Source organism: Pseudonocardia sediminis, assembly GCF_004217185.1.
GTDB lineage: Bacteria > Actinomycetota > Actinomycetes > Mycobacteriales > Pseudonocardiaceae > Pseudonocardia > Pseudonocardia sediminis.
Genome location: NZ_SHKL01000001.1, coordinates 5,437,791 through 5,458,859, shown reverse-complemented (window position 1 = coordinate 5,458,859; position 21,069 = coordinate 5,437,791). Strand labels below are relative to the sequence as shown.

Sequence of the window (21,069 nt, the reverse complement as noted above, 5' to 3'; positions counted from 1 at the left end):
CGCGGGCGGCGACCCCGGACGGCGACCCAGTGCCGCGGCGTCAGGACCCGGTGACCCGGAACTCGTCCGCGACGGCGTCGAACAGCGCCTCCGAGGTGGCCTCGGAGCGGTCCGACGGCGTCGTCAGGCTCACCACCCACACCCCGGAGTTCCGGCCCGGGACGATCCGCATCCAGCTCGTCCGCTGCTGCGGGCCCTCGACCGTGCGCACGCTGACCTGCTCCGCGCCGGGCGTGCCCGCGACCGGCGCCGCGGCGGAGGCGGTGGACACCGAGTCCACGCCCAGCGCCGGGGCGGTGAGGTTGTCGGTGACGGCCGCCGAGGAGTCCGCCGGGCGGACCGAGATCTCCTCGGTGCCGTCCGGGCTGACGAACCGGACGACCGTGGTGTCCGGGCCCGCCGAGTAGCGGTACTGCGACCAGTTCTCCGGGACCGAGACGCTGAACCCGAGCGGGTCCGGGTGCGGCACCCGCGGGGTGCGCTCGGTCGCGACGGTGACCGTGCTCAACGGCTCCTGACCGGCCACCGACCGGACACCGGCATAGCCACCGGCCGCACCGAACAGCACGATCAGAGCGCCGCCGACGACCAGTGGGATCCCACCCATCACGCCGACCCTCGACGGTGCGACGGGCGGTGCGGGCGCCGGGCGGGCGACCGGGCGCGGTGCCGGCCGGATCGGCGGGGGCGCCTGCCGGGCCGGATGGAACCCGGTCCCGTGCTGCTGCTCGGGCATCGGCTGCGGCCCACCGGGGAACCCCGGGGGCAGCGGGCCGGGGTCGGCGGACAGCGGCGCCGGGGGCGCGGACGTCTGGGGCGTGGAGGTCTGGGGCGCGGACGTCGGGGGCGCCGGGGCCGGCGGCGCGGCGGCGACCGCCTGCGACGCCGATGCGGCCGGGCCGGAACGCTCCACCGCGGGCTCGGCGGCACCGCGACCGCCGCGCAGCAGCGAGCGGCGCTTGCGGGGCGCCGGGGCGGCCGGGCCGGACGCGTCGACCGGACGGGCCGCCGAGGCACCCGAGCCGCCCGGGCCACCGGTGCCCGAGGGGACCCGCGCCATGATCGTCGGGACGTCGGGGGAGCCGGGGAAGATCGGGTCGTCCGGGTCGGCGAGCAGGGGCCGCAGGCGCGCGCGGACCTCGTCGAGCGGCATCCGGTCGGCCGGCTCCTTGACCATCAGACCGGCGATGACGTCGCTGACCGGGCCCGGCTCGGACAGGCGCGGCACCTCGCCGTCGACCACCTCGGTGATCGTCAGGACCGGGTCGCCGTTCACGTCGTAGGGCGGGCGGCCCTCGACGGCGGCGAACAGCGTCGCGCCCAGTCCCCACAGGTCGGCCGCGGGTGTGACCGGCTGACCGGCGGCGACCTCGGGCGCGATGTAGGCGGGCGAGCCGAGGACGAGACCGGCCGAGGTCATCGGGGCGTCGGACTCGTTGCGCGCGATGCCGAAGTCGGTGAGCTTGATCCGGCCGTCGTCGGAGATCAGGACGTTGCCGGGCTTCACGTCGCGGTGCGTGATGCCGGCGCGGTGCGCCGCCCGCAGCGCCGCGGCGGTGCCGAACCCGACGACCGCGGCCTGCGCCCGGCTCAGCCGGCCCAGCTCGCCGATCGCGGAGGCGAGGTTGCGGGAGGGGACGAGCTCCATCACGACCAGCGGCTCGCCGCCGGAGTCGAGGACGTCGAAGACGGTGACGACGTTGGGGTGGCTGAGCCCGGCGAGCGCGCGGGCCTCGCGCATCATGCGTTCCCGGAGCTCGAGCTCCTCACCGGACGGCATCCCGTCCGGGATCTTCAGCTCCTTGATCGCGACCCGGCGCTGCAGCACGTCGTCGAAGCCGGACCACACGGTCCCCATGGCGCCGCTGCCGAGCGGCCCGTCGACGCGGTAACGCCCGGCGATCTGGCGCTGGACCTCACCACCCGGAACGGACACGCACCCAGTGTCCCATCGCGGCCCGTCCGTCCCCGCACGGACCGTCCCGGACGCCGCTGACTACCTGACGTGCGCAAACGTGACTCAACGTGAACGTCACAGGAGCATCACCGCGGGGCGACGAACGGCTGTGATGTCCGCTCGTCGCGGTGGGAAGCGACCGTTCATCACGATGGGTGTCTCCGTCCGCAGCATCCCGCCGACCCCTCGCCGCGCATTTCCGAGCAGGGCCATTTTCGGGTGGAACACCGCCGGACGGGTGAGCACCATGAACTTCGACGGACGCGCCGGCTCGGTGTGTCCCGACTGTGTTCCGGGAGGCCATGGTGACTGCGCTGCAGGCTCGCTCCGATGTTCCGGCCGTGTCCGACGTATCCGTCGACGACCTCGGTGCCGGCACCGGTCCGGCATGGCTCGAGTCCTGGATGCGGGCGAACGCCGGCAAGGTCGTGGGCTGGCGCCGCGCCATTCACGCCCAGCCCGAGCTGGCCCGTCACGAGCACCTGACGACGGCCCGGATCTCCGAGTCGCTGATGAGGGCCGGCCTCGAGCCGCGCACCCTGCCCAGCGGCACCGGCCTGGTCTGCGACATCGGCCACGGTGAGCCGATGGTGGCCCTGCGCGCGGACATCGACGCGCTGCCGCTGGACGAGCAGACCGGCCTGGAGTTCTCCTCCACCGTCCCCGGCGCCATGCACGCCTGCGGGCACGACGCGCACACCGCGATGCTGCTCGGCGCCGCGCTGGCGCTCGCGTCGGCGCCGTCGCTGCCCGGCCGCGTCCGGCTGCTGTTCCAGCCCGCCGAGGAGGTCCAGCCCGGCGGCGCGCTCGACATGGTCGAGGACGGCGTGATGAAGGACGTGCAGCGGGTGTTCGCGCTGCACTGTGACCCGCGCCTGGAGGTCGGCCGGCTCGGCACCCGGGTCGGCCCGATCACCTCGGCGTGCGACCTGCTGGAGATCCGGCTCACCTCGCCGGGCGGCCACACCTCCCGCCCGCACCTGACCGCGGACCTCGTCGAGGCCCTCGGGCTGCTGGTCACCCAGGTCCCGCTGCTGCTCACCCGGCACGTGGACCCGCGCTCCGGCACGGTCATGACGTGGGGCGCGGTGCACGCCGGCGAGGCGGCCAACGCGATCCCGCAGAGCGGCCTGGTGCGCGGCACGCTGCGCACCGCCGACCACGCGACGTGGCTCGGCCTCGAGGAGACCGTCCGCTCGCTGGTGGCCTCGGTGCTGGCCCCGACCGGCGTCGGTTACGTGCTCGACCACATCCGCGGCGTCCCGCCGGTGGTCAACGACGCCGAGTCCAGCGCGCTTCTGCGCGACGCGGCGGTGCTGATCGGCGGCGAGGACGCGGCCGCCGACACCGAGCAGTCCAGCGGTGGCGAGGACTTCGCCTGGTACCTGGAGCACGCGCCGGGTGCGATGGCCCGTCTCGGCGTCTGGCCGGGCGAGGGCCCGAAGCGCGACCTGCACCAGTCGACGTTCGACCTCGACGAGCGCGCGATCCCGTTCGGCGTCCGCACGCTCGTGCAGACCGCGCTGGGTGCTCTCGACGCGGGCTGACCCCACTCACGACAACGGCCGGCCATCCCGTTCCCGGGGTGGCCGGCCGTTCTCGTCGGTGCGCGGGTGCGCGGGGGTCAGCGCGACTTGCGGCTGGGACGGCTGCGCAGCTCGTTGACGTAGTCGTCGGGGGCGCCCGCGGCCTCGGCCGCATCGGCGATCACCCCGAGGTAGCGCGCCGACGGCTCGCCGCCCTCGTAGGCGTTGAGCACGTAGATCCAGGCCAGCGCGCTGCCGTCCAGCGTCGCGACGCGCAGCCGCAGCTTCTTGTGCAGGCCGAGCTCGCCGCCCTCCCAGCGGTCCAGCTGGGCCTCGTCGGGCTCCGGGACGTCGTAGAGCACGACGAAGACCTGCGAGCCCGACTCCTCGACGACCGTGGAGAGCGCGCCCTCCCACGTGTAGTCCTCACCGCCGAAGGTGAGCCGCCAGCCCTGGAGCCAACCGGTCCCGGCCATCGGAGAGTGCGGGGCACGCTCCTTCATCTGCGCCGGATCCATGTTCGACCCGTAGGCGGCATACAGAGGCACGGTCGTGAGCGTAGTCGCTCCCCGGTCCGGGCGGGTGCCCCGCCTCATCCGCGCCGGTCAACCGGGACACGCGTACGGTTAGCGGGTCGGGTCCGGCGGCGAACGGCCCCTTGCCGGACCTCCCACCACCGACTTCTGAGGAGACCCTCGCGTGACCCGCATCGTGATCATGGGCGGCGGTCCGGCCGGGTACGAGGCCGCACTCGTCGCAGCGCAGCACGGCAGTGAGGTCACCGTCGTCGAACGCGACGGGATGGGCGGCGCCTGCGTGCTGGACGACTGCGTGCCGTCGAAGACCTTCATCTCCTCCGCCGCGGTCCGGGTGGACCTGCACCGCGCCGAGGACCTCGGGGTGCTGGTCGACCGGGGCGGGGCGCGCGTCGACCTGCCCGCCGTGAACCAGCGGGTGAAGTCCCTGGCTCTGGCGCAGTCGTCGGACGTGCGGACGCGGGTCGAGCACGAGGGCGTCCGGATCATCCCCGGGACCGCCCAGTTCAGCGGACCGTCGGGTGGCCGCAGCGGGTACGGCGTCACCGCGACCCACACCGACGGCACGGTGGAGGAACTCGTCGCCGACAACGTGCTGATCGCGACCGGTGCGACGCCGCGGGTGCTCGACTCCGCCCGCCCGGACGGCGACCGGGTCCTGGACTGGCGCCAGCTCTACGACCTGACCGAGCTGCCCGAGCACCTGATCGTCGTCGGCTCCGGCGTGACCGGTGCCGAGTTCTGCTCCGCCTACGTCGAGCTCGGCTGCCGGGTGACGCTGGTGTCGTCCCGGGACCGGGTACTGCCCGGCGAGGACCAGGACGCGGCCGTGGTGCTGGAGGAGGTCTTCGCCGAGCGCGGGGTCGAGATCCTGCCCAACGCGCGGGCCGAGTCGGTGGTGAACACCGGCGGCGGCGTCACGGTGACGCTGTCCGACGGGCGCACGGTCACCGGCTCGCACGCCCTGATGACGGTCGGGTCGGTCCCCAACACCGGTGACCTCGGCCTGGACAAGGTCGGCATCGAGCTCGGCCCGGGCGGGTTCATCCCGGTCGACCGCGTCTCGCGCACCTCCGAGCCGGGCATCTACGCGGCCGGGGACTGCACCGGAGTGCTGATGCTCGCCTCGGTCGCGGCCATGCAGGGCCGGATCGCGATGTGGCACGCCCTCGGCGAGGGCGTGGCGCCGATCCGGCTGCGCACGGTGGCGGGCAACGTGTTCACCCGCCCGGAGATCGCCACCGTCGGGATCAGCCAGCGCGCGATCGACGCCGGGGAGACGCCCGCGCGCACGGTCATGCTGCCGCTCTCGACGAACCCGCGGGCCAAGATGCGCGGGCTGCGACGCGGGTTCGTGAAGCTGTTCTGCCGTCCGGCGTCCGGCGTGGTGATCGGTGGCGTCGTGGTGGCCCCGGTGGCCAGCGAGCTGATCCTGCCGATCGCGATGGCCGTGCAGAACGGTCTCGGGGTGGACGACCTGGCGCACACGTTCTCGGTGTACCCGTCGCTGTCCGGCTCGATCACCGAGGCCGGCCGCCAGCTGATGCAGCACTCCGACCTGGAATAGGGCCGGGATCTGGAGTAGGGCCGGGACCTCGAGTGGCGCTCACCGCGCGGCGTCGACGGCCTCCTGCGCGGTGCCGAGGAGGTCGCCGAGCAGTGCGTGCAGGCGACGGGTGTCGACCGGGGCCAGCGTGGACCACTCGACACCGTCGTCGGCGGTGGCGCGGGTGAGCCGGTAGCGGCCGTCCGGGGCGTCGAGCAGCGTGAGGTGCCCGACCGGCCGGTGCGGGCTGCCCCACCGGTCGTGCACGACGGCGGCGACCTGACCGCGGTGGGCCGGCCCTCGCAGCACGGCGGCCACCGTCGCGGCGTCGCGCGGATCGACACCGAGCCCGGTCAGCGTCCCGGCGATGTCGGCTGTCTCGTCGCCGGTGAGGACCTCGGCGAGGACGGACGTCGGCAGCGTCACCGCGCGTCCACGCCCGGCCGGGCGTGGCGGCAGCGCACCGGTGACGGCGTGCGCCGGTGACCCGCACGCGCCGAGCACGACGGTGCGGTCGCGGTGTACGGCGAGCGCACCGTCGCCGTCGCGTTCGGCGGCACTCGCCCGGACCGGGTGACCGAACCAGGCCCGCAGCTCCAGCTGACGTCGCGGGGCGGCCAGCAGGCCGAGCAGCCGCACCAGCTCGGGGTCGGGGCCGTCCGGTCCGGCCAGGCCCCGGTCGCGCAGCCCGGCCAGCCCGTCCGCGGCGATCCGGCGGCGCTCGGCCGCGGTCCGGCCGGGCGAGGGCAGGCGCAGCACGACCGGGGTGGGGCCCAGGCGCAGCTCCTCCCACAGCACGTCGAACTCGACGTCGGTCAGGACGTGCCGGGTACCCGTCGCGGTGAACGGGCCCGGGACGGACGGCCCGGGAACGATCTCGTTCCGAGCAGTCAGCGGCTCAGCCACGGTGACGCCAGGGGTCGTCCGGGCGCAGCACGGGCGGGGCTCCCGGGTCGGTGCGGCCGCTCCCGTCGTCGCCAGTCTCGGACGGCGGCGGCGCGGGCCGGTGGTGCCCGGACGCGGGGCCCGTTCCGGCACCACCGGGGTGTGCGGGGTCGTGGCCCGCGGGCCCGGGCAGGGCGCCGGCGTCGGCGGCGTGCCGGTCGACCATCGCGCGCCACGCCGGAGGCCGGCTGACCCGACCCGGGGCGCCCGGCGCCGCACCCGCTCCGCCGGGCGCCATCGGTGTGACGGCGTGGTCGCCGCCGCCCACGGCGGGGCCGCCTCCTTGTGCCGGGGAGCCGCCTCCCGGCGCCGTGGAGCCGCTTCCCGTCGCCGCCGGGCCCCCACCCGGGCCGGACGGTGAATGAGCCGCGCCGTGACCCGTCCCCGGGACGGTCGCCGAGCCGTGGCCGACCGTGGCGCCGGCGTCCGGGACGGTGTGCGAACCCGGCGTCGTGGTGGTGAGTGCGTCGGCGGCGATCCGTTCCGGCATGCCGGTCCCGTCCGCGCCGAGGGCGGCGGAGCCCGGAGCGGTGCCGGTGGACGACGGGCCGGTCCCACCGCCCTGCGGGCCGCGGCCGGTGGTGGTGGTGCGGTCCTTCGTGGACCGTCGGCTCCGGTCGGTGGCGGTTCCACCGGGGAGGCCGGACTGCCCGCGCTGCCCGCTCGTCAGGCGACGACCCGACGGCGGCCGGTGCGCCGCCCCGCTCGGGACGGTCGCGACCGCTGCTCCGGTCGAACCGGTGCCGCCCGCGACGGGGGCGGCTCCGGAGCCGGGGGCGGTCGTCGGGGTGCCGGGGGCGGTCGGGCCGGCCCCGGAGGGCTGCGGTGTCGTCGCCGCACCGGGAGCCTGCGCGGAGTTCGTGCCGGACGGCGCCGGACGAGCCGCCGTCCCTGTCGTGCCACCCGCCGTCGTGCCGCCTGTTGTCGCGCCGCTCGCGGTGCCGCCCGCCGTGGTCGCACCGCTGCCCGGAGGTACGTCCACGGTGGGGGAGACGCTCCGTCGCGCACCGGTGGCCGCGCCTCCGGTGACCACCCCGGCGGCCGCGCCCGCCGCTCCGGCCGCGACACCGCCCGCGGTGCCGCCCGCGCCGCCGGATCCGGACGACGGCGGTGTCGCAGTGCCTGCGTCGGCGCCCGACGCGGACACCGCCACCCTGATCCCCGGCCCGCCTGCGCCAACACCACCGGCCGCGACCACGACGGACACGGCGGGCGGGGCACCCCACGTCCCGAACGCCGCCCCGACCTCCCGGCTGTCCTCGGTGTAACGCTGCATCAGCTCCACGGCCCGTTGCGCGCCGTTGCCGGCGCTCGTGTCCGCGGCGGCCCAGTCGGTGAGCAGCGACGGGTCCGTCGCCGCCGGCGCGACGTCAGGTGGTGCCGCCGCGCCGGGGGCCGGCATCCGTGCCCGCAGATCCGCGGCCAGCCCGGCCTGCGCGCCCAGCCCGTCGGCGGTCCGGCGGGCGCCGTCGGCGGCCTGCCCGGCCCAGTCGGCCAGCCGGGACAGCCCACCGTGGGCGCCGTCCGCGGCGTCGCCCGCCCACCCGGCCGGCAGCGTGCGGGCCTGCCCGCCGAGGTCGAGGTGCAGGACGGCCAGCGTGGCGGCGGTGCTCCGCCAGGCCTGCTCGGCGCCGGCCGAGCCGGCGGCGCCCGGGCCGTCGGAGACCATGCGGTGGATCTCCTGGTGCGTCATCCCCTGCCAGCGCGGTTCGTCACCTGAGGATGCGACGCCCCCGGCGGGTGCGGGTGTGGGAACTGGTGCGGGCGGCGCCGGGGCGGTCATCGCGCGGTGTCCCAGGACGCGGCCACGGTGTCCTCCGCGGCGGTGTAGCTCCGGTCGGTCTCGCCCAGGCCGTCGCGGACCCGCTCCAGCTCGGCCCGGTAGGCCGCGATCGCGCCGAGTGCCGGGTCCGGGCCGTCGGTGCTGTGCCGGGCGTAGGCCGCCGCGCCGGCCGCGCTCACCGGGTCACCCAGCCAGGGGCGGGGCAGACGGGCGTCGGCCTCCAGACCGCGCACGGGAGTGGCGAGACGGGCCAGCGCGTCGTCGAGCGCGGAACGCAGCCGGGACACGGCCTGCGGGTCGACCCGCAGGTCGGGGGCCGGGGCGGCGGACGTCGGGGCGGCCGGGGAACGGTCGGGCATGGGTCCCTCGCAGAGGACGGGTGGACGGTCTGCGCCAGGCGCGCATCGTCACGGTCGGCGATGCGGGACCCACGCTAGGGCCGCACCCCGACGATTCCGGCCTCCCGGACCGATATCCGTAGCGATCGCGAACGGCCCGCGCCGGAGAACAGGGGCGACCGGGCCGGGCACGACGACGCCCCCGTCGGCCCGGTCGCGATCCGGGCCGACGGGGGCGTCGGTGTCGTGCGGTCCCGGCCCGCCTCGTCGGATGGACGGGCCGGGCAGGGGTCTAGCAGGCCGCGAGGACCAGCGGCTCCGGGCAGCACACCTGCAACGTGCACAGGGGTGTCGCGCGGATCCGGTCGTCCACCTCCGTGACGGAGGTCGTGCCCCTGAACGGCCACCGTCCGGCGAAGCGCTGGAGGTACCAGTAGCAGAACAGGTGGTCGGGCTCGTCCGGGTCGGTGACGAACACCGGTGCTCCGCCGAGCCCTTGGACCCAGCTCGCGTAGGCGTTCGTGACCTGTGCCGGCGGGCGCGCGGCCCGCCGGGTGCTGAGCCAGTCCTCCGCCCGGCTGCGCCAGTTCTCCAGCGCGGTCGGGTGCAGGGTGGCCCCGGGTAGCTCCCGGATGTTCGCGGAGAACGTGCTGACCACGGTCCCGTCCCCGGTGTGTGCGGCCGAGGCGAGTGTGAGCAGCGAGTGGGGGCCCGGGATCGGGCCGTCGGTGTGGATGTGGGTGGTGACGTAGAACTGCATGGGGGGCATGACGGATCCCAGTCGTCGAGAAGATGAGTCGATGACTGCTCACGGCGTGGCTGTGCCGACGTGGTGAGCGGATCCGCGGCGCGGTCCATCCCGCGTGGCGGAAGAAACCGGGCCCCGTGGAGCGGACACACGGGTCACTGCGATCGCTGTGTACTTGTGCAGTGCGACGCGAGGCAGTGGTTCGTACCTGGCGAGCGAAAACGTTAGGTCGCCTGCGGCACTTCGTCAACGATCGGGTACCGGAGATCGCGCAACGGGTACCCGGACGGCCACCGGTGGCTAGGGTGATCACGCCCGGCCACGCGAACCGACGGGGAGACGACCATGGACAGGCGCCGCCCCGACCCTGTGGAGCGGCCGTGAGCGGACGGCACCGGCGTCGCCGCCGGCGGTGGGTCCCGGCCGCGTGCGCCGCGGCGATCGCGGTGCTCCTGGCCGCCGCGGTCTACTCGGTGGTGACGCTGTCCTCGACGTCGACGGTCGCGGCGCCGGGTGACGCCGGCGAGCCCGGTGTGTTCGACCGGACCGCCACCGTCTCCGGGGTCGTCGACGGGGACTCGTTCACGATCGACGGCGGCGGCGTCGTCCGGGTGCTGGCCGCGGACTCCTGCGAGATGCGTACCGACGCTGGCCCGGCCGGCCGCGCCGACGCCGAGAGGGTGCTCCTCGGCGCGACGGTGTCGTTGCGCCGCGAGCCCGCCGCCGTGAACGACGCCGACCGCGACGGCCGTCTGCTGCGCTACGTCGAGGTCCCCGGGCTCGGCGACCTCGGCTCGTTCATGGTGCAGCGCCCGCACACGGGCGCCTACCGGGGCGTCAACGACGCCTCGCCGGAGTACCTCGACGGCCTGCGCGCGCTCGACCGTGACGGGAGGCGCTGCATCGCGAACCTGCCCGGCCCGGAGGAGAAGCCGCAGGTCGACTACCCGGACTGCGCCGCGGCCGCCGCGGCGGGCCAGGGCGCGATCTACGTCGGAGATCCCGGCTACAGCCGCCGCCTCGACGGCGACGACGACGGCGTCGCCTGCGAGTGAGGCCGCCCCGGGTGACTCCGTGTCGGGTGCCTGCGGGTCAGGTCTGCGGGTCGTCGGCCAGCAGACCGGCGACGAGGATGTCGCTGCGGACGTCGTCGGCCAGCCACGCGCCGCGCAGGCGTCCCTCCGGTACGAAGCCCAGCGACCGCGCGATCCGTTCGGAGGCGACGTTGGGCTCCGCCCAGCCGTAGCCGATCCGGGCCAGGCCCAGACCGCCGAAGCCGAACCGGACCACCGAGCCCACGGCCGTGCGGGTCATCCCGCGGCCGCGGGCCCGCTCCAGCGCCCAGCAGCTCACCTCGGCCGTACCCATCGGCAGGTCCAGGTGCTCCAGGGCGACCTCGCCGAGCATCTCGCCGGTGGTCGGCTCGCAGACCGCCCACGTGGCGCGGGTCTCGTCGGCCCAGCCGGCGATCCGCTCGGCGACGTAGGCGGCGACCGCCGCCGACGTCGGGTCGGGGCGGTGCCGCCAGCGCCGGATCTCCGGGTCGACCGCGGACTCCAGGACGGCCGGGCGGTCGTCCACCCGGTCGTCGGCCCGCAGTGCCCGGAGATACCAGGCCCCCGCATTGATCTCCACGGGGTCCATCGGCGTGTCCTGCCTCAGTCCTTGATCTCGCAGATCACGGTGCCCTGCGAGATCGAGGCACCGGACTCGGCGTTCAGGCCGGTGACGGTGCCGTCCTTGGTCGCGGTGACCGGGTTCTCCATCTTCATCGCCTCCAGGACGACGATCAGGTCGCCCGCGGAGACGGTGTCGCCGTCGGAGACCGCGACCTTGATGATGGTGCCCTGCATCGGGGCGGTGACGGCGTCGCCGGAGGCCTTCGCGCCGCCGCCCTTGCCGCCGCGCTTGCGCGGGGCCGCCTTCGCCGCGCCGCCGTTGCCGCCGCCCCCGCCGAGGGCGAGGTCCCCGGGCAGCGACACCTCCAGGCGTCGTCCACCGACCTCGACCACGACGGTCTGACGGTCCGAGGACTCCTCCTCGGCACCCTCGCCACCCTCGAACGGCGGGACGGTGTTGTTCCACTCGGTCTCGATCCAGCGGGTGTGGACGGTGAAGTCCTCGGCCGACTCCGAGGAGAACGCCGGGTCGGAGACGACGAGGCGGTGGAACTCCAGCACCGTCGCCATGCCCTCGACCTTGAACTCGTCGAGCGCACGACGGGCGCGCTCGATCGCCTGCTGACGGGTGGCGCCGCGAACGATCAGCTTGGCCAGCAGCGAGTCGAACTGCCCGCCGATCACCGAGCCGTCCTCGACGCCGGCGTCCATCCGGACACCCGGCCCGGCCGGGTACCAGATCTTGGACACGGTGCCCGGCGCCGGGAGGAAGTTCCGGCCGGCGTCCTCACCGTTGATCCGGAACTCGATCGCGTGCCCGACCGGCGTCGGGTCGCCGTCGATCTGGAGCTCCTTGCCCTCGGCGATCAGGAACTGCTGGCGCACCAGGTCGAGCCCGGTGGTCTCCTCGGAGACGGGGTGCTCGACCTGCAGGCGGGTGTTCACCTCCAGGAAGGTGATCATCCCGTCCTCGCCGACGAGGAACTCGACGGTGCCGGCGCCGTAGTAGCCGGCCTCCTTGCAGATCGCCTTGGACGCGTCGTAGAGCGTCTGTGTCTGCTCCTCGCTCAGGAACGGTGCGGGCGCCTCCTCGACGAGCTTCTGGAAGCGGCGCTGCAGCGAGCAGTCGCGGGTGCCGACGACGATCACGTTGCCGTGCTGGTCGGCCAGGACCTGCGTCTCGACGTGGCGCGGGCGGTCCAGGTAGCGCTCGACGAAGCACTCGCCGCGGCCGAACGCCGCGGTGGCCTCGCGGACGGCCGACTCGTAGAGCTCGGCGATGTCCTTCTCCTCGCGCGCGACCTTCATGCCGCGCCCACCACCACCGAACGCGGCCTTGATCGCGACCGGGAGGCCGTACTCCTTCGCGAAGGCGATCACCTCGTCCGCGTTGGCGACCGGGTCGTTCGTGCCCGGGACGAGCGGGGCGCCGGCGCGGGTGGCGATGTGCCGGGCGGTGACCTTGTCGCCGAGGTCGCGGATGGACTGCGGCGACGGGCCGATCCAGGTGATCCCGGCGTCGATCACGGCCTGGGCGAAGTCGGCGTTCTCGGACAGGAAGCCGTAGCCGGGGTGGATGGAGTCGGCCCCGGCCTGCTTCGCGGCGCCGATCACCTTGTCGAAGTCCAGGTACGACTCGGCCGCGGTGGAACCGCCCAGGGCGAACGCCTCGTCGGCGACGCGGACGAACATCGCGTCCCGGTCCGGGTCGGCGTAGACCGCGACACTGGCGAGGCCCGCGTCCTTGGCAGCACGGATCACCCGGACGGCGATCTCTCCACGGTTGGCGACGAGCACTTTGCGCAGTGCGGGCACTTTTCGATCTCCTCGCGGTCATGACGACTCGCCGGCCCGTAGCTCCGGCGCGTGGGTTACCGGGGAGTGTAGGAGTACGCCCCCGGTTCGCTCGCGACAGGAGATGTGGCGCTCACAACGTCGTACCCCGACGGGTGGCGCACGTCACGATCATGATCGTTTCAGAAGGTGCCGCAGGGCGGCGTCCGCGCGGGAGCGGCGGCGGGGCGCGGACACGCCGTCGTAGCGCAGCGCGGCCTCCCGGGCGGCGAGCTCCCGTGCCGCGCCGGGGGTGAACCGGGCGTCCGACCGCAGCTCGCGGGCCAGGTCCCAGCCCTCGCGCAGGGCGTCGGTGGGCGCGACGGCGTCGAACCGGGCGGCGAACGTCGGTGTCCAGTCGGGGCCGAGGGCGGCCGCGAGCAGTGGCCACGCGGCGGCGGCCTGCCCGGCGCGCTTGCGCAGCAGCGCCCGCCGGGTGGCGGCGAGGCGCTCCGGATCGAACCCGATCGGGTCGGGCCCGCCGGCGACGAGCGCCTCGACCAGCGCCGCCTGACGGGCCGCGAGGTCCCCGCTCATCCGACGAGCCCGGCGGTGTGCCCGTCCCCGGTCGGGGCCGGCGTTCCCGTGACGGCGGCGATCGCGGCCAGCTCGGCGCGCAGCTCGGTGGCCGGCGGGTAGCGGCCGTCGCGTTCGAGCATCACCGGCGGCACGGACGGGCACCGGTCCACCAGGTGCCCCAGCAGGTCGAGCACCGGTCCGGGCAGCGCGTCGGTGTGCGTGTCGTGGTAGAGCCCGTCGTGGACGGCTCCGCCCGCGACGTGGCAGTAGGCGACCCGGTCCAGCGGCATCGCGTCGAGCACCGCGCGGGCGTCCTGGCCGCGGTTGAGCGTGTTGGCGTGGATGTTCGCGACGTCGAGCAGCAGCAGCGCGCCGGTGCGGTCGAGCAGCCGGGTGAGGAACTCGGGCTCGCCGAACTCGTCGTCGGGCCAGTCGAACAGCGCCGCGATCGGTTCCACGGCCAGCGGGACGTCGAGCTCGGTCCGGGTGCGTGCGATGTTCGCGGCCAGCACGTCCAGGGCCTCGCGGGTGCGGGGCAGCGGCAGCAGGTGCCCGGCCTCGCGTCCGCCGGCCCGGACGAACGACACGTGCTCGCTGACCAGCGGCGCGTCGAGTGCCTCGGCGCAGGCGGCCAGGTGTGTCACCCGCCCCGCGTCGACGGGCTCGGTGCCGCCGAGCGACAGCCGAACGCCGTGCGGGATCACCGTCGTCCCGCCCGCGGCCAGCGACCGCAGCGGGACCGGCACGTCACCAGGGTTCAGGGATTCGGCGATGACCTCGCAGAACCCCAGCCCGGTCGTCCCGGCCAGGACGGACGCGATCTCCGGACGCCAGCCGACGCCGGTGCCCTCCGGATCCTTCGTCATCGTCGGTCCCCTTCCGATGGTGGCGACGACACCGCTCCCGCAACTCCACACCCCCCGGTGGCGGAGCTGCGGGAGCGGACCCCTCGTCGAGGCCGCGGCTCAGCCGCCGCAGCCCCCGCCTCCACCGCCGCAGCCGCCACCCCCGCCGCCGCAGCCACCCCCGCCGCCGCCTCCGAAGAAGCCGCCGCCGGAGTCACCACTGCCGACGTAGGTGCCGCCGGACCAGCCGCCCCCGCCGCCGAGCGCGGCACTCTGCTGGGCCTCGAGCTCCTCGGCGAACGCCGGCTGTGCGGCGACGAGCGCGCCGACGCCGAACACCCCGACGCTCAGTGCGGCCGCACCCGCGCCGACCGAGCCCCAGTCCGGGTGCATCGACGGCGAGAGCGCCGCGTGCCGCTCACGCTGCTCGGCCAGGACGACGTCGCCGGCCGACGTGCGCTCGGGCGTCCGGAGCAGCAGCGCCAGGAACACGCCCCCCACCAGCAGCATCGCCAGGATCATGTAGCCGACCGGGCGACCGTTCGCGGTCCCGGCCATCACGCGGACGAGCCCGAGCAGCAGGACCGCGAGCATCCAGAACGCGGTGCCGCGATGCCGGTTGCGCGCGGCCTCGGAGAGCAGCAGCCCGGTCCGGACGAGCCGGTCCCGGATCTCGTCGAGCTCGGAGTCGACCCCGGCGGCGTGGACGAGACCACGCCGGCGCGTGAGCCGGGTCGTCGCGGCGTGGATCGCGCGCTGCAGCCGGGTGCCGTGCGCCGGAACGGGCCCCCCGGCCCGGACCATGCCGGCGACGCCGTCGCCGGTGGTGATGCTGCCGTCGACGCGCATGGCGCTCAGCGCCGCGTAGACGGCCAGGTCCCGGCCGCCGTTGAGGTAGGCGACGTCTTCCGGCCGGCTGTCGAGCTCACCGCTGCCGGCCGGGACCCCGGCCCGCAGCGTGTGTCGTACCCGGAGGATCGCGCCCAGGGTCACCAGGGCGATCACCGCGTACACGAACAGGAACGTGGAGCCCGAGATCCCCCAGGTCTCACCGGTGAGGTTCGTACCCATCCCAACCACCCCCTGTGGTGTCGGTTGTTCGACACGTCACAGTGTGGGCGGGGACACGCCGACCCACGCCGAACTTCACCAAGCTTTGAGGTTCGGCGTGGGCCTTTCGCGTGGGGGAGTCGCCTGCGTCAGGCGGTCGCCGCGCGCACCTGGTTCTTGATCCGGGCGAGCATCGCGGAGATCCCACGCAGCCGCAGTGGGCTCACCGCCTCGCCCAGCCCGAGGTCGGTGTAGAAGTCGTCCGGCACGTCGAGCACGGCCTGTGCCGGCTCCCCGTCCAGACCGGTGACCATGATCGAGGCGAACCCGCGGGTGGTCGGTGCCTCCGGCGGGGCGGAGAAGAACAGGTGCACCGGGCGCTCGCCGCCCTCCTCGACCTCGACGGCCAGGAACAGCGGCGACTGGCACTCGTGCACCTGCTCCATCGAGTCCGCACGGTCGGCGAAGCGCTCGGGCAGGTCGGGCAGCTCCCGGGAGAGCTCGAGCAGCATCTGCAGCCGGTCCTTCGGGCCGACCGCGGAGAAGTCGTCGACGAGTTCGGCGAGCTGAGGGGGGAGGGTCACGCCGAGCCCCGCTCCGACCCCTGCACGATCGGGACGCGCACGGCGTTGCCCCACTCGGTCCAGCTGCCGTCGTAGTTGCGGACGGTGTCGAACCCGAGCAGGTGCGTCAGCACGAACCAGGTGTGGCTGGAGCGCTCGCCGATCCGGCAGTAGGCGACGACGTCGTCGGACGGCGTCAGCCCCTGCTCGGTCTGGTAGATGGCCTCCAGGTCGGCGCGGGACTTGAACGTCGCGTCCTCGGCCGCGGCCCGGGCCCACGGGACGCTCGCCGCCCCCGGGATGTGCCCGCCCCGGACCGCGCCCTCCTGCGGGTAGTCGGGCATGTGCAGCTTCTCGCCGGAGTACTCCTGCGGGCTGCGGACGTCGACCATCGCCCCCTTCCCCGAGGAGACGAGCCCGAGGTGGGCGACGACGTCGTCCTTGAACGCGCGGATCCTCGAGTCGTCACGCTCGATCACCGGGTAGTCGACCTGCTCCGGCTTCGGGGCGTCGGTGGTCATCTCGCGGCCCTCGTCGGCCCACTTGGCGCGGCCGCCGTCGAGCAGGCGCACATCCTCGTGACCGAACAGGGAGAACACCCAGAGGGCGTAGGCGGCCCACCAGTTGTTCTTGTCGCCGTAGACGACGATCGTGGTGTCGCGGGTGATGCCGCGCTCACCCATGATCTGGGCGAAGCGGGCGCCGTCGACGTAGTCGCGGGTCACCGGGTCGTTGAGCTCGGTGTGCCAGTCGACCTTGACCGCGCCCGGGATGTGGCCGGTCTCGTAGAGCAGCACGTCCTCGTCGGACTCGACGACGGCCAGGCCGTCGGAGCCGAGATTGTCGGCCAGCCACGCGGTGGTGACCAGGCGCTCCGGGTGCGCGTACTCGGCGAGCTTCGGATCGGTGTCGTTGGGCAGAGCCATGGCCGCGAGGGTAGTACCGGCTCCGCCGCGGTGCCCGCCGCCGCTCACCTTCGTCGCACGAGCGCTCCGTTCGCACGGCGGGGGTGGACGGGCGGAGCGCTCGCGCGGCTCCTCAGACGGGGATGTCGGAGATGTCGCCCTCGTCGCGGGGGCCGAAGATCCGGCGGTCGGACTCGGTGATCCGCAGGTCGTTGATGCTGGCCTCGCGACGGGCCATCAGCCCGTTCTCGGCGAACTCCCAGTTCTCGTTGCCGTAGCTGCGCCACCACCGGCCCTGCTCGTCGCGGCACTCGTACTGGAAGCGCACCGCGATCCGGTTGCCGCCGAACGTCCACAACGACTTGCGCAGCGCGTAGTCGAGCTCGCGGTCCCACTTGCCCTGTAGGAACTCCACGACGCCCTGACGTCCTTCGATCCAGGTGTCACGGTTCCGCCACACCGTGTCGACGGTGTAGGCGAGCGCGACCTTCTCCGGGTCGCGGGTGTTCCACGCGTTCTCGGCGGCGAGCACCTTGGCGCGGGCGCTCTCCTCGTCGAACGGCGGGAACGGGGGACGGGACTCCGACATCGGTTCTCCTCGGTGTGGCAGCCGGACGGATCATGCCCTCGCGCTCTCCCGGGTGGGTGAACGGCGTGTGACGGCTCAGCAAGCGACTCTCAGGGGTCGACGCTCGGCGGTCGGCTCTCGGGGGTCGGCTCTCAGCGGCGCCAGAGCTCGACCGGGCTCACCCCGACCCCGCCGAGCAGGCGGCGCAGCAGCGGCAGGCTGATCCCGATCACGTTCGACGGGTCGCCGTCGAGCCCTTCGACGAACCAGCCGCCGAGCCCGTCGAGGGTGAACGAGCCCGCGACCTGCAACGGCTCGCCGCTGGCCAGGTAGGCCTCCAGCTCGTCCGGGGTCGGATCGGCGAAACGCACCCCGGTGACGGCGTGGCCCTCGGCGACCCGGTCGATCTCGCCGTCGGACAGGCGCAGCACGGTGTGCCCGGTCAGCAGCTCCCCGGTCCGCCCGGCCATCGCCTTCCAGCGCTCGCGCGCGGTGTCGACGTCGTGCGGCTTGCCGACCAGGTCGCCGTCGATGTGCAGCATCGAGTCACAGCCGACGACCAGGGCGTCGGGGTGGTCGTCGCCGATCCGGCGGGCGACCGCGGTGGCCTTCGCCCCGCCCAGCAGCGTGACCTTCTGCTCCGGGGTGGCGTCCGGGTTCGCGTCGAGGAGGGCGTCCTCGTCGACATCGGAGACCTCGACGAGCGGATCCACCCCCGCCGCGCGCAGGACACCGAGACGGGCGGGGGAGGCGGACGCGAGGACGAGACGCACGACGACGGACCCTAGCGGTGGCGCACGACGGTCGTCGGATGCCGCCACGGTCCACCCGGATCCCGAGACCGCGGTTCCGGGCGCCGCGAACCCCGGTCAGACGGATCCCGGCCCTGCGATCGTCGCGAGGTGCGCGGGCCCGGCCCTGCTCACTCCCGTCGCCGTCACGGCCGGCCCGGCCCCGGCGGCAACGGTGCGGAGTCACCGGTCTTCCGGGCCACAGGATGATCGGCACTCCGGCAGCGATCCGCGACAGCCATGACGCTCATCGCCGCCGAGGATCCGATCATCGTCAAGCCGGGCGGAGGTCAGCCGCCGACGAGACCGTGCCGGTACGCGTAGCTGACGGCCTGGGCCCGGTCGCGCAGGCCGGCCTTGGCGAAGACGTGGTTGACATGCGTCTTCACCGTCGCCTCGCCGACCACGAGACGACGGGCGATCTCGGTGTTCGACAGGCCCTCGGCGATCAGCGCGAGCACCTCGATCTCGCGGGGGGTGAGCCCGTCCGGCGGCGGCCGGTCCACGGCGGGTCCGCCGGATCCACGTCCGGCCACGATCCGGGCCAGCACCCCGGCGTCCACGGTGGAGACGCCGTCGGCGGCCGAGCGCAGGGCCCGGCCGATGGCTTCGGCGTCGGCGTCCTTGGACAGCCAGCCCGCCGCGCCGGCCTGCAATGCGTCGAGGACGGACTCGTCGTCCACATAGGTCGTCAGCACCACGACCGCGGTCCCCGGGTGCGCGCTGCGGACGGCGGTGGTGGCCGCGACGCCGTCGCCCGCGGGCATCCGAAGGTCGGTCAGCAGTACGTCGGGGGACAGTTCGGCGACCAGCGCCACAGCCTCGTCGCCGCCGGACGCGGTGCCGACGACCTCGATCCCGGGCAGCAGGCCGAGCACGGTGGCCAGCCCGTCGCGGACGATCCGCTGGTCGTCGGCGAGCACCACGCGCAGGTCGGTCACGGGTCGATCCTGCCGGGCGATCCGGTCGCGCGTCCGGCGGCTGACGTCGCCCGGTCCGGGACGGTCCCGTGATCCACCGGACGATCCGGGACGGTCCCGTGCTCCGCCGGACGGTCCGGGACGGCCGGATGGGCCCGCCCGCGCCCGGGGATGCCGTCGACGGCGGGAGGAGCGCCATCGGTCGTGGTACCCGCGCCCTCGGCGCCGTCGCCCTCGGCTCTTCCGGTCGTCGCGGGGCCGGTCGCGAACCCGGTCGCGGCGGGCCCGATTGTCGCGGGGCCGGTCGCGGCGGGGACGCCGGTGTCATGGCAGGGCAACCGCAGGGTGACGCGCCAGCCGTCCGCGGTCGGCCCGGTCTCCAGCTCGGCGCCGACCAGCGCGGCCCGCTCGCCCATCCCGACCAGGCCGGACCCGTGTCCGTCGTCCGGAGGCGTGGGCTCGCCCGAGACGTCGACGACCTCCAGCTCGGCGATCCCGGCCCCGGACGCGGCGGGAGAGTCGCCCCGGCGCAGCCGCACCGTCACCGGAGCGCCGGGGGCGTGCTTGCGCGCGTTGGTCAGTGCCTCCTGCGCGGTCCGCAGGACGGCCTCGCCCTCCCGGGCACCGAGCCGGACCTCCGGGTCGATCTCGACGGTGGTGCACGGGTGCGCCTCGGCCAGCTCGCGCAGCTCCGCGCCGACGTCGACCGGGCCCGGCCCCTCCCGCAGCGCCCGCACCGCCCGCCGGGCCTCGGATATCCCGTCGCTGGTCAGGCGCTGGGCCCGCTCGATCTGCGCGATCGTGTCCGGCGCCGCACCGTCCCGGATCGCCATCAGCCGCGCCCCCTGCAACTGGACGGCGAGCGCGGAGAGTGAGTGCGCCAGGACGTCGTGGACGTCCCGGGCGACCCGGGCGCGGTCGGCGATCGCGTCGGCGCGGGCGTGCTCCTCGCGGGCCCGTGCGTCGGCGACGAGGGTCTGCTCGTGCTCCTCGGCCCGGCGCATCGCGTCCCGGCGGGCCATCCCGAACAACATCATCATGACGACGCTGCCGACGACGAGGAGTGCGTCCCAGAGCGACTCGTACGGGCCGACCACCAGGGCCAGGCAGACCGCGATCGCCGTGACGGCCCCGATCGCCCAGCGCCCGGGCAGCCGGATCCCGGCCACGAACGCCGCGAGCAACGGGAACGAGGCGGACGTCGTCCAGCCGGCGGAGCCGAACAGCAGGACCAGGCCCCCGCCGGCGACCGCGGCGACGGTCACCGCCGCCTGCGGGACGGGCAGCCGGGGCTGCCACGCGAACACGAGCCAGCCCGCGACCGCCGGGACCAACCCGAGGTAGAGCCAGGACGGCGACACCTGCTGCCCGCGGACGCCGAACAGGAGAACCAGGACGATCGGCAGCCAGAGCAGCATGATGATCCGGCGCGGCGCGCCGGCGAGCGGCGCGGAACCGTACGGTCGGTCTCGTCCCGGAGCAGCGGAGGACGGTGTCACCGTTTCACGATGACACAGTCCCTCGCCGGACGGTCGGATCACAGTGCGGCGCCGGCCCGACGTCCGGCGACCGGACGGACCGGGCGCCCGTCGGCGGCGACCCGGCGGCGCAGCACCACGGCCTGCACCGCGAGGCTGCCGCCGAACACCAGCGCCGACGTCGCGGCGATCAGGGCTCCGGCGCCGGCGGAGTCGCCCACGAGCGAGGCCCCGACCCGGACGGCGATCGTCAGCATCCACGCTCCCAGCAGCGCGGCCGACCCGCGGCGGTAGAGCCAGCCGTCCCGCGACTCCAGCCGGAACGCGTACCCGCGGACGATCCCGAGCCCGGCGGCCAGGACGAGCTCGACGGCCAGCAGCGCGATCCCGAGCCCGGTCACCGGTGGGTGTGTCGCGGCGAGCGTGGCCACGCCGATGCCGATGATCACGAACGGCAGGACGATCTCGCGGTTCCCGGCGGCGACGAACCGGCCGGAGAACTGCTTGTAGAGGACGAGCCCGACGATGGCGACGGTGACGAGAACGGTGGTGAGATCCATGCCGACCACGATCGCGCCGCAGGCCCCCCGACCGCGTCG

At 74.7% G+C, this 21,069-nt stretch carries 21 protein-coding genes; 3 read left to right on the top strand and 18 right to left on the bottom strand.

Annotated elements, in window-relative coordinates:
* Positions 1–40: 40 nt before the first annotated feature.
* Positions 41–1,936 carry a serine/threonine-protein kinase gene (locus EV383_RS25530; protein WP_278044852.1) on the bottom strand — a complete coding sequence of 632 codons (1,896 nt, stop codon included), beginning with the start codon at positions 1,934–1,936 and terminating at the stop codon, positions 41–43.
* Positions 1,937–2,259: 323 nt separating this feature from the next.
* On the opposite strand from EV383_RS25530, the gene EV383_RS25525 reads away from it, so the two are divergent.
* On the top strand, positions 2,260–3,504 hold the full coding sequence (locus EV383_RS25525; RefSeq protein WP_130292279.1) for an amidohydrolase: 1,245 nt from the start codon (positions 2,260–2,262) through the stop codon (positions 3,502–3,504).
* A 77-nt stretch (positions 3,505–3,581) separates the two neighbouring features.
* On the opposite strand, the gene EV383_RS25520 is transcribed toward EV383_RS25525, so the two are convergent.
* On the bottom strand, positions 3,582–4,031 hold the full coding sequence (locus tag EV383_RS25520; protein WP_130292278.1) for a gamma-glutamylcyclotransferase: 450 nt from the start codon (positions 4,029–4,031) through the stop codon (positions 3,582–3,584).
* Positions 4,032–4,182: 151 nt separating this feature from the next.
* Here EV383_RS25520 and EV383_RS25515 point away from each other — a divergent pair, with 151 nt between their 5' ends.
* Positions 4,183–5,586 carry an NAD(P)H-quinone dehydrogenase gene (locus EV383_RS25515; protein WP_130292277.1) on the top strand — a complete coding sequence of 468 codons (1,404 nt, stop codon included), beginning with the start codon at positions 4,183–4,185 and terminating at the stop codon, positions 5,584–5,586.
* Positions 5,587–5,625: 39 nt separating this feature from the next.
* Here the strand turns inward: EV383_RS25515 and EV383_RS31445 are convergent, their stop codons facing one another.
* The 4 genes from EV383_RS31445 to EV383_RS25495 all read right to left on the bottom strand — a co-directional run bounded on the left by EV383_RS31445 (position 5,626) and on the right by EV383_RS25495 (position 9,400).
* Positions 5,626–6,471 (bottom strand): ESX secretion-associated protein EspG, encoded by an 846-nt coding sequence (locus EV383_RS31445; protein ID WP_165438500.1) that lies wholly within the window; start codon positions 6,469–6,471, stop codon positions 5,626–5,628.
* The gene (locus tag EV383_RS31440; RefSeq protein WP_165438499.1) at positions 6,464–8,203 is read right to left on the bottom strand and encodes a hypothetical protein; all 1,740 of its coding nucleotides are present in this window, start codon (positions 8,201–8,203) and stop codon (positions 6,464–6,466) included. Before EV383_RS31440 ends, EV383_RS31445 begins: the two co-directional genes overlap by 8 nt.
* Before the next feature lie 86 nt (positions 8,204–8,289).
* Positions 8,290–8,652, bottom strand: a complete 363-nt coding sequence (locus EV383_RS25500) for a hypothetical protein (protein ID WP_130292274.1) — start codon at positions 8,650–8,652, stop codon at positions 8,290–8,292.
* 271 nt (positions 8,653–8,923) lie between these two features.
* Positions 8,924–9,400 (bottom strand): hypothetical protein, encoded by a 477-nt coding sequence (locus EV383_RS25495; protein WP_207223659.1) that lies wholly within the window; start codon positions 9,398–9,400, stop codon positions 8,924–8,926.
* Between the two features lie 359 nt (positions 9,401–9,759).
* On the opposite strand from EV383_RS25495, the gene EV383_RS32435 reads away from it, so the two are divergent.
* Positions 9,760–10,434 carry a thermonuclease family protein gene (locus EV383_RS32435; RefSeq protein ID WP_242623309.1) on the top strand — a complete coding sequence of 225 codons (675 nt, stop codon included), beginning with the start codon at positions 9,760–9,762 and terminating at the stop codon, positions 10,432–10,434.
* Positions 10,435–10,471: 37 nt separating this feature from the next.
* Here EV383_RS32435 and EV383_RS25485 read toward each other — a convergent pair whose 3' ends face one another.
* The 12 genes from EV383_RS25485 to EV383_RS25430 all read right to left on the bottom strand — a co-directional run bounded on the left by EV383_RS25485 (position 10,472) and on the right by EV383_RS25430 (position 21,030).
* A complete protein-coding gene (locus tag EV383_RS25485) occupies positions 10,472–11,023 on the bottom strand; it encodes a GNAT family N-acetyltransferase (protein ID WP_130292273.1) in 552 nt (183 codons plus the stop codon).
* A 14-nt stretch (positions 11,024–11,037) separates the two neighbouring features.
* The gene (locus EV383_RS25480) at positions 11,038–12,813 is read right to left on the bottom strand and encodes an acetyl/propionyl/methylcrotonyl-CoA carboxylase subunit alpha (protein WP_130292272.1); all 1,776 of its coding nucleotides are present in this window, start codon (positions 12,811–12,813) and stop codon (positions 11,038–11,040) included.
* A gap of 150 nt (positions 12,814–12,963) precedes the next feature.
* Entirely contained in the window at positions 12,964–13,368 is a 405-nt protein-coding gene (locus tag EV383_RS25475) for an SCO6045 C-terminal-like domain-containing protein (protein WP_130292271.1), read from the bottom strand.
* A complete protein-coding gene (locus EV383_RS25470) occupies positions 13,365–14,216 on the bottom strand; it encodes an MbnB/TglH/ChrH family RiPP precursor modification enzyme (protein ID WP_130292270.1) in 852 nt (283 codons plus the stop codon). Before EV383_RS25470 ends, EV383_RS25475 begins: the two co-directional genes overlap by 4 nt.
* A 99-nt stretch (positions 14,217–14,315) precedes the next feature.
* A complete protein-coding gene (locus EV383_RS25465; protein ID WP_130292269.1) occupies positions 14,316–15,266 on the bottom strand; it encodes a TIGR04222 domain-containing membrane protein in 951 nt (316 codons plus the stop codon).
* Positions 15,267–15,394: 128 nt separating this feature from the next.
* The gene (locus EV383_RS25460; protein ID WP_130292268.1) at positions 15,395–15,829 is read right to left on the bottom strand and encodes a SufE family protein; all 435 of its coding nucleotides are present in this window, start codon (positions 15,827–15,829) and stop codon (positions 15,395–15,397) included.
* Complete coding sequence (locus tag EV383_RS25455) at positions 15,826–16,734, bottom strand: sulfurtransferase (RefSeq protein WP_130292267.1); 909 nt, start codon at positions 16,732–16,734, stop codon at positions 15,826–15,828. Before EV383_RS25455 ends, EV383_RS25460 begins: the two co-directional genes overlap by 4 nt.
* A 112-nt stretch (positions 16,735–16,846) precedes the next feature.
* Positions 16,847–17,302 carry a nuclear transport factor 2 family protein gene (locus EV383_RS25450; protein WP_130292266.1) on the bottom strand — a complete coding sequence of 152 codons (456 nt, stop codon included), beginning with the start codon at positions 17,300–17,302 and terminating at the stop codon, positions 16,847–16,849.
* Between the two features lie 131 nt (positions 17,303–17,433).
* Positions 17,434–18,054, bottom strand: a complete 621-nt coding sequence (locus EV383_RS25445; protein ID WP_130292265.1) for a Maf family protein — start codon at positions 18,052–18,054, stop codon at positions 17,434–17,436.
* Positions 18,055–18,362: 308 nt separating this feature from the next.
* Positions 18,363–19,013: a response regulator gene (locus EV383_RS25440; protein ID WP_242623308.1), complete on the bottom strand. Its 651-nt coding sequence runs from the start codon at positions 19,011–19,013 to the stop codon at positions 18,363–18,365.
* A complete protein-coding gene (locus EV383_RS25435; RefSeq protein ID WP_130292263.1) occupies positions 19,010–20,410 on the bottom strand; it encodes a histidine kinase in 1,401 nt (466 codons plus the stop codon). The genes EV383_RS25440 and EV383_RS25435 overlap by 4 nt, the downstream gene beginning before the upstream one ends.
* Before the next feature lie 119 nt (positions 20,411–20,529).
* On the bottom strand, positions 20,530–21,030 hold the full coding sequence (locus tag EV383_RS25430; protein WP_130292262.1) for a hypothetical protein: 501 nt from the start codon (positions 21,028–21,030) through the stop codon (positions 20,530–20,532).
* Positions 21,031–21,069: the final 39 nt, after the last annotated feature.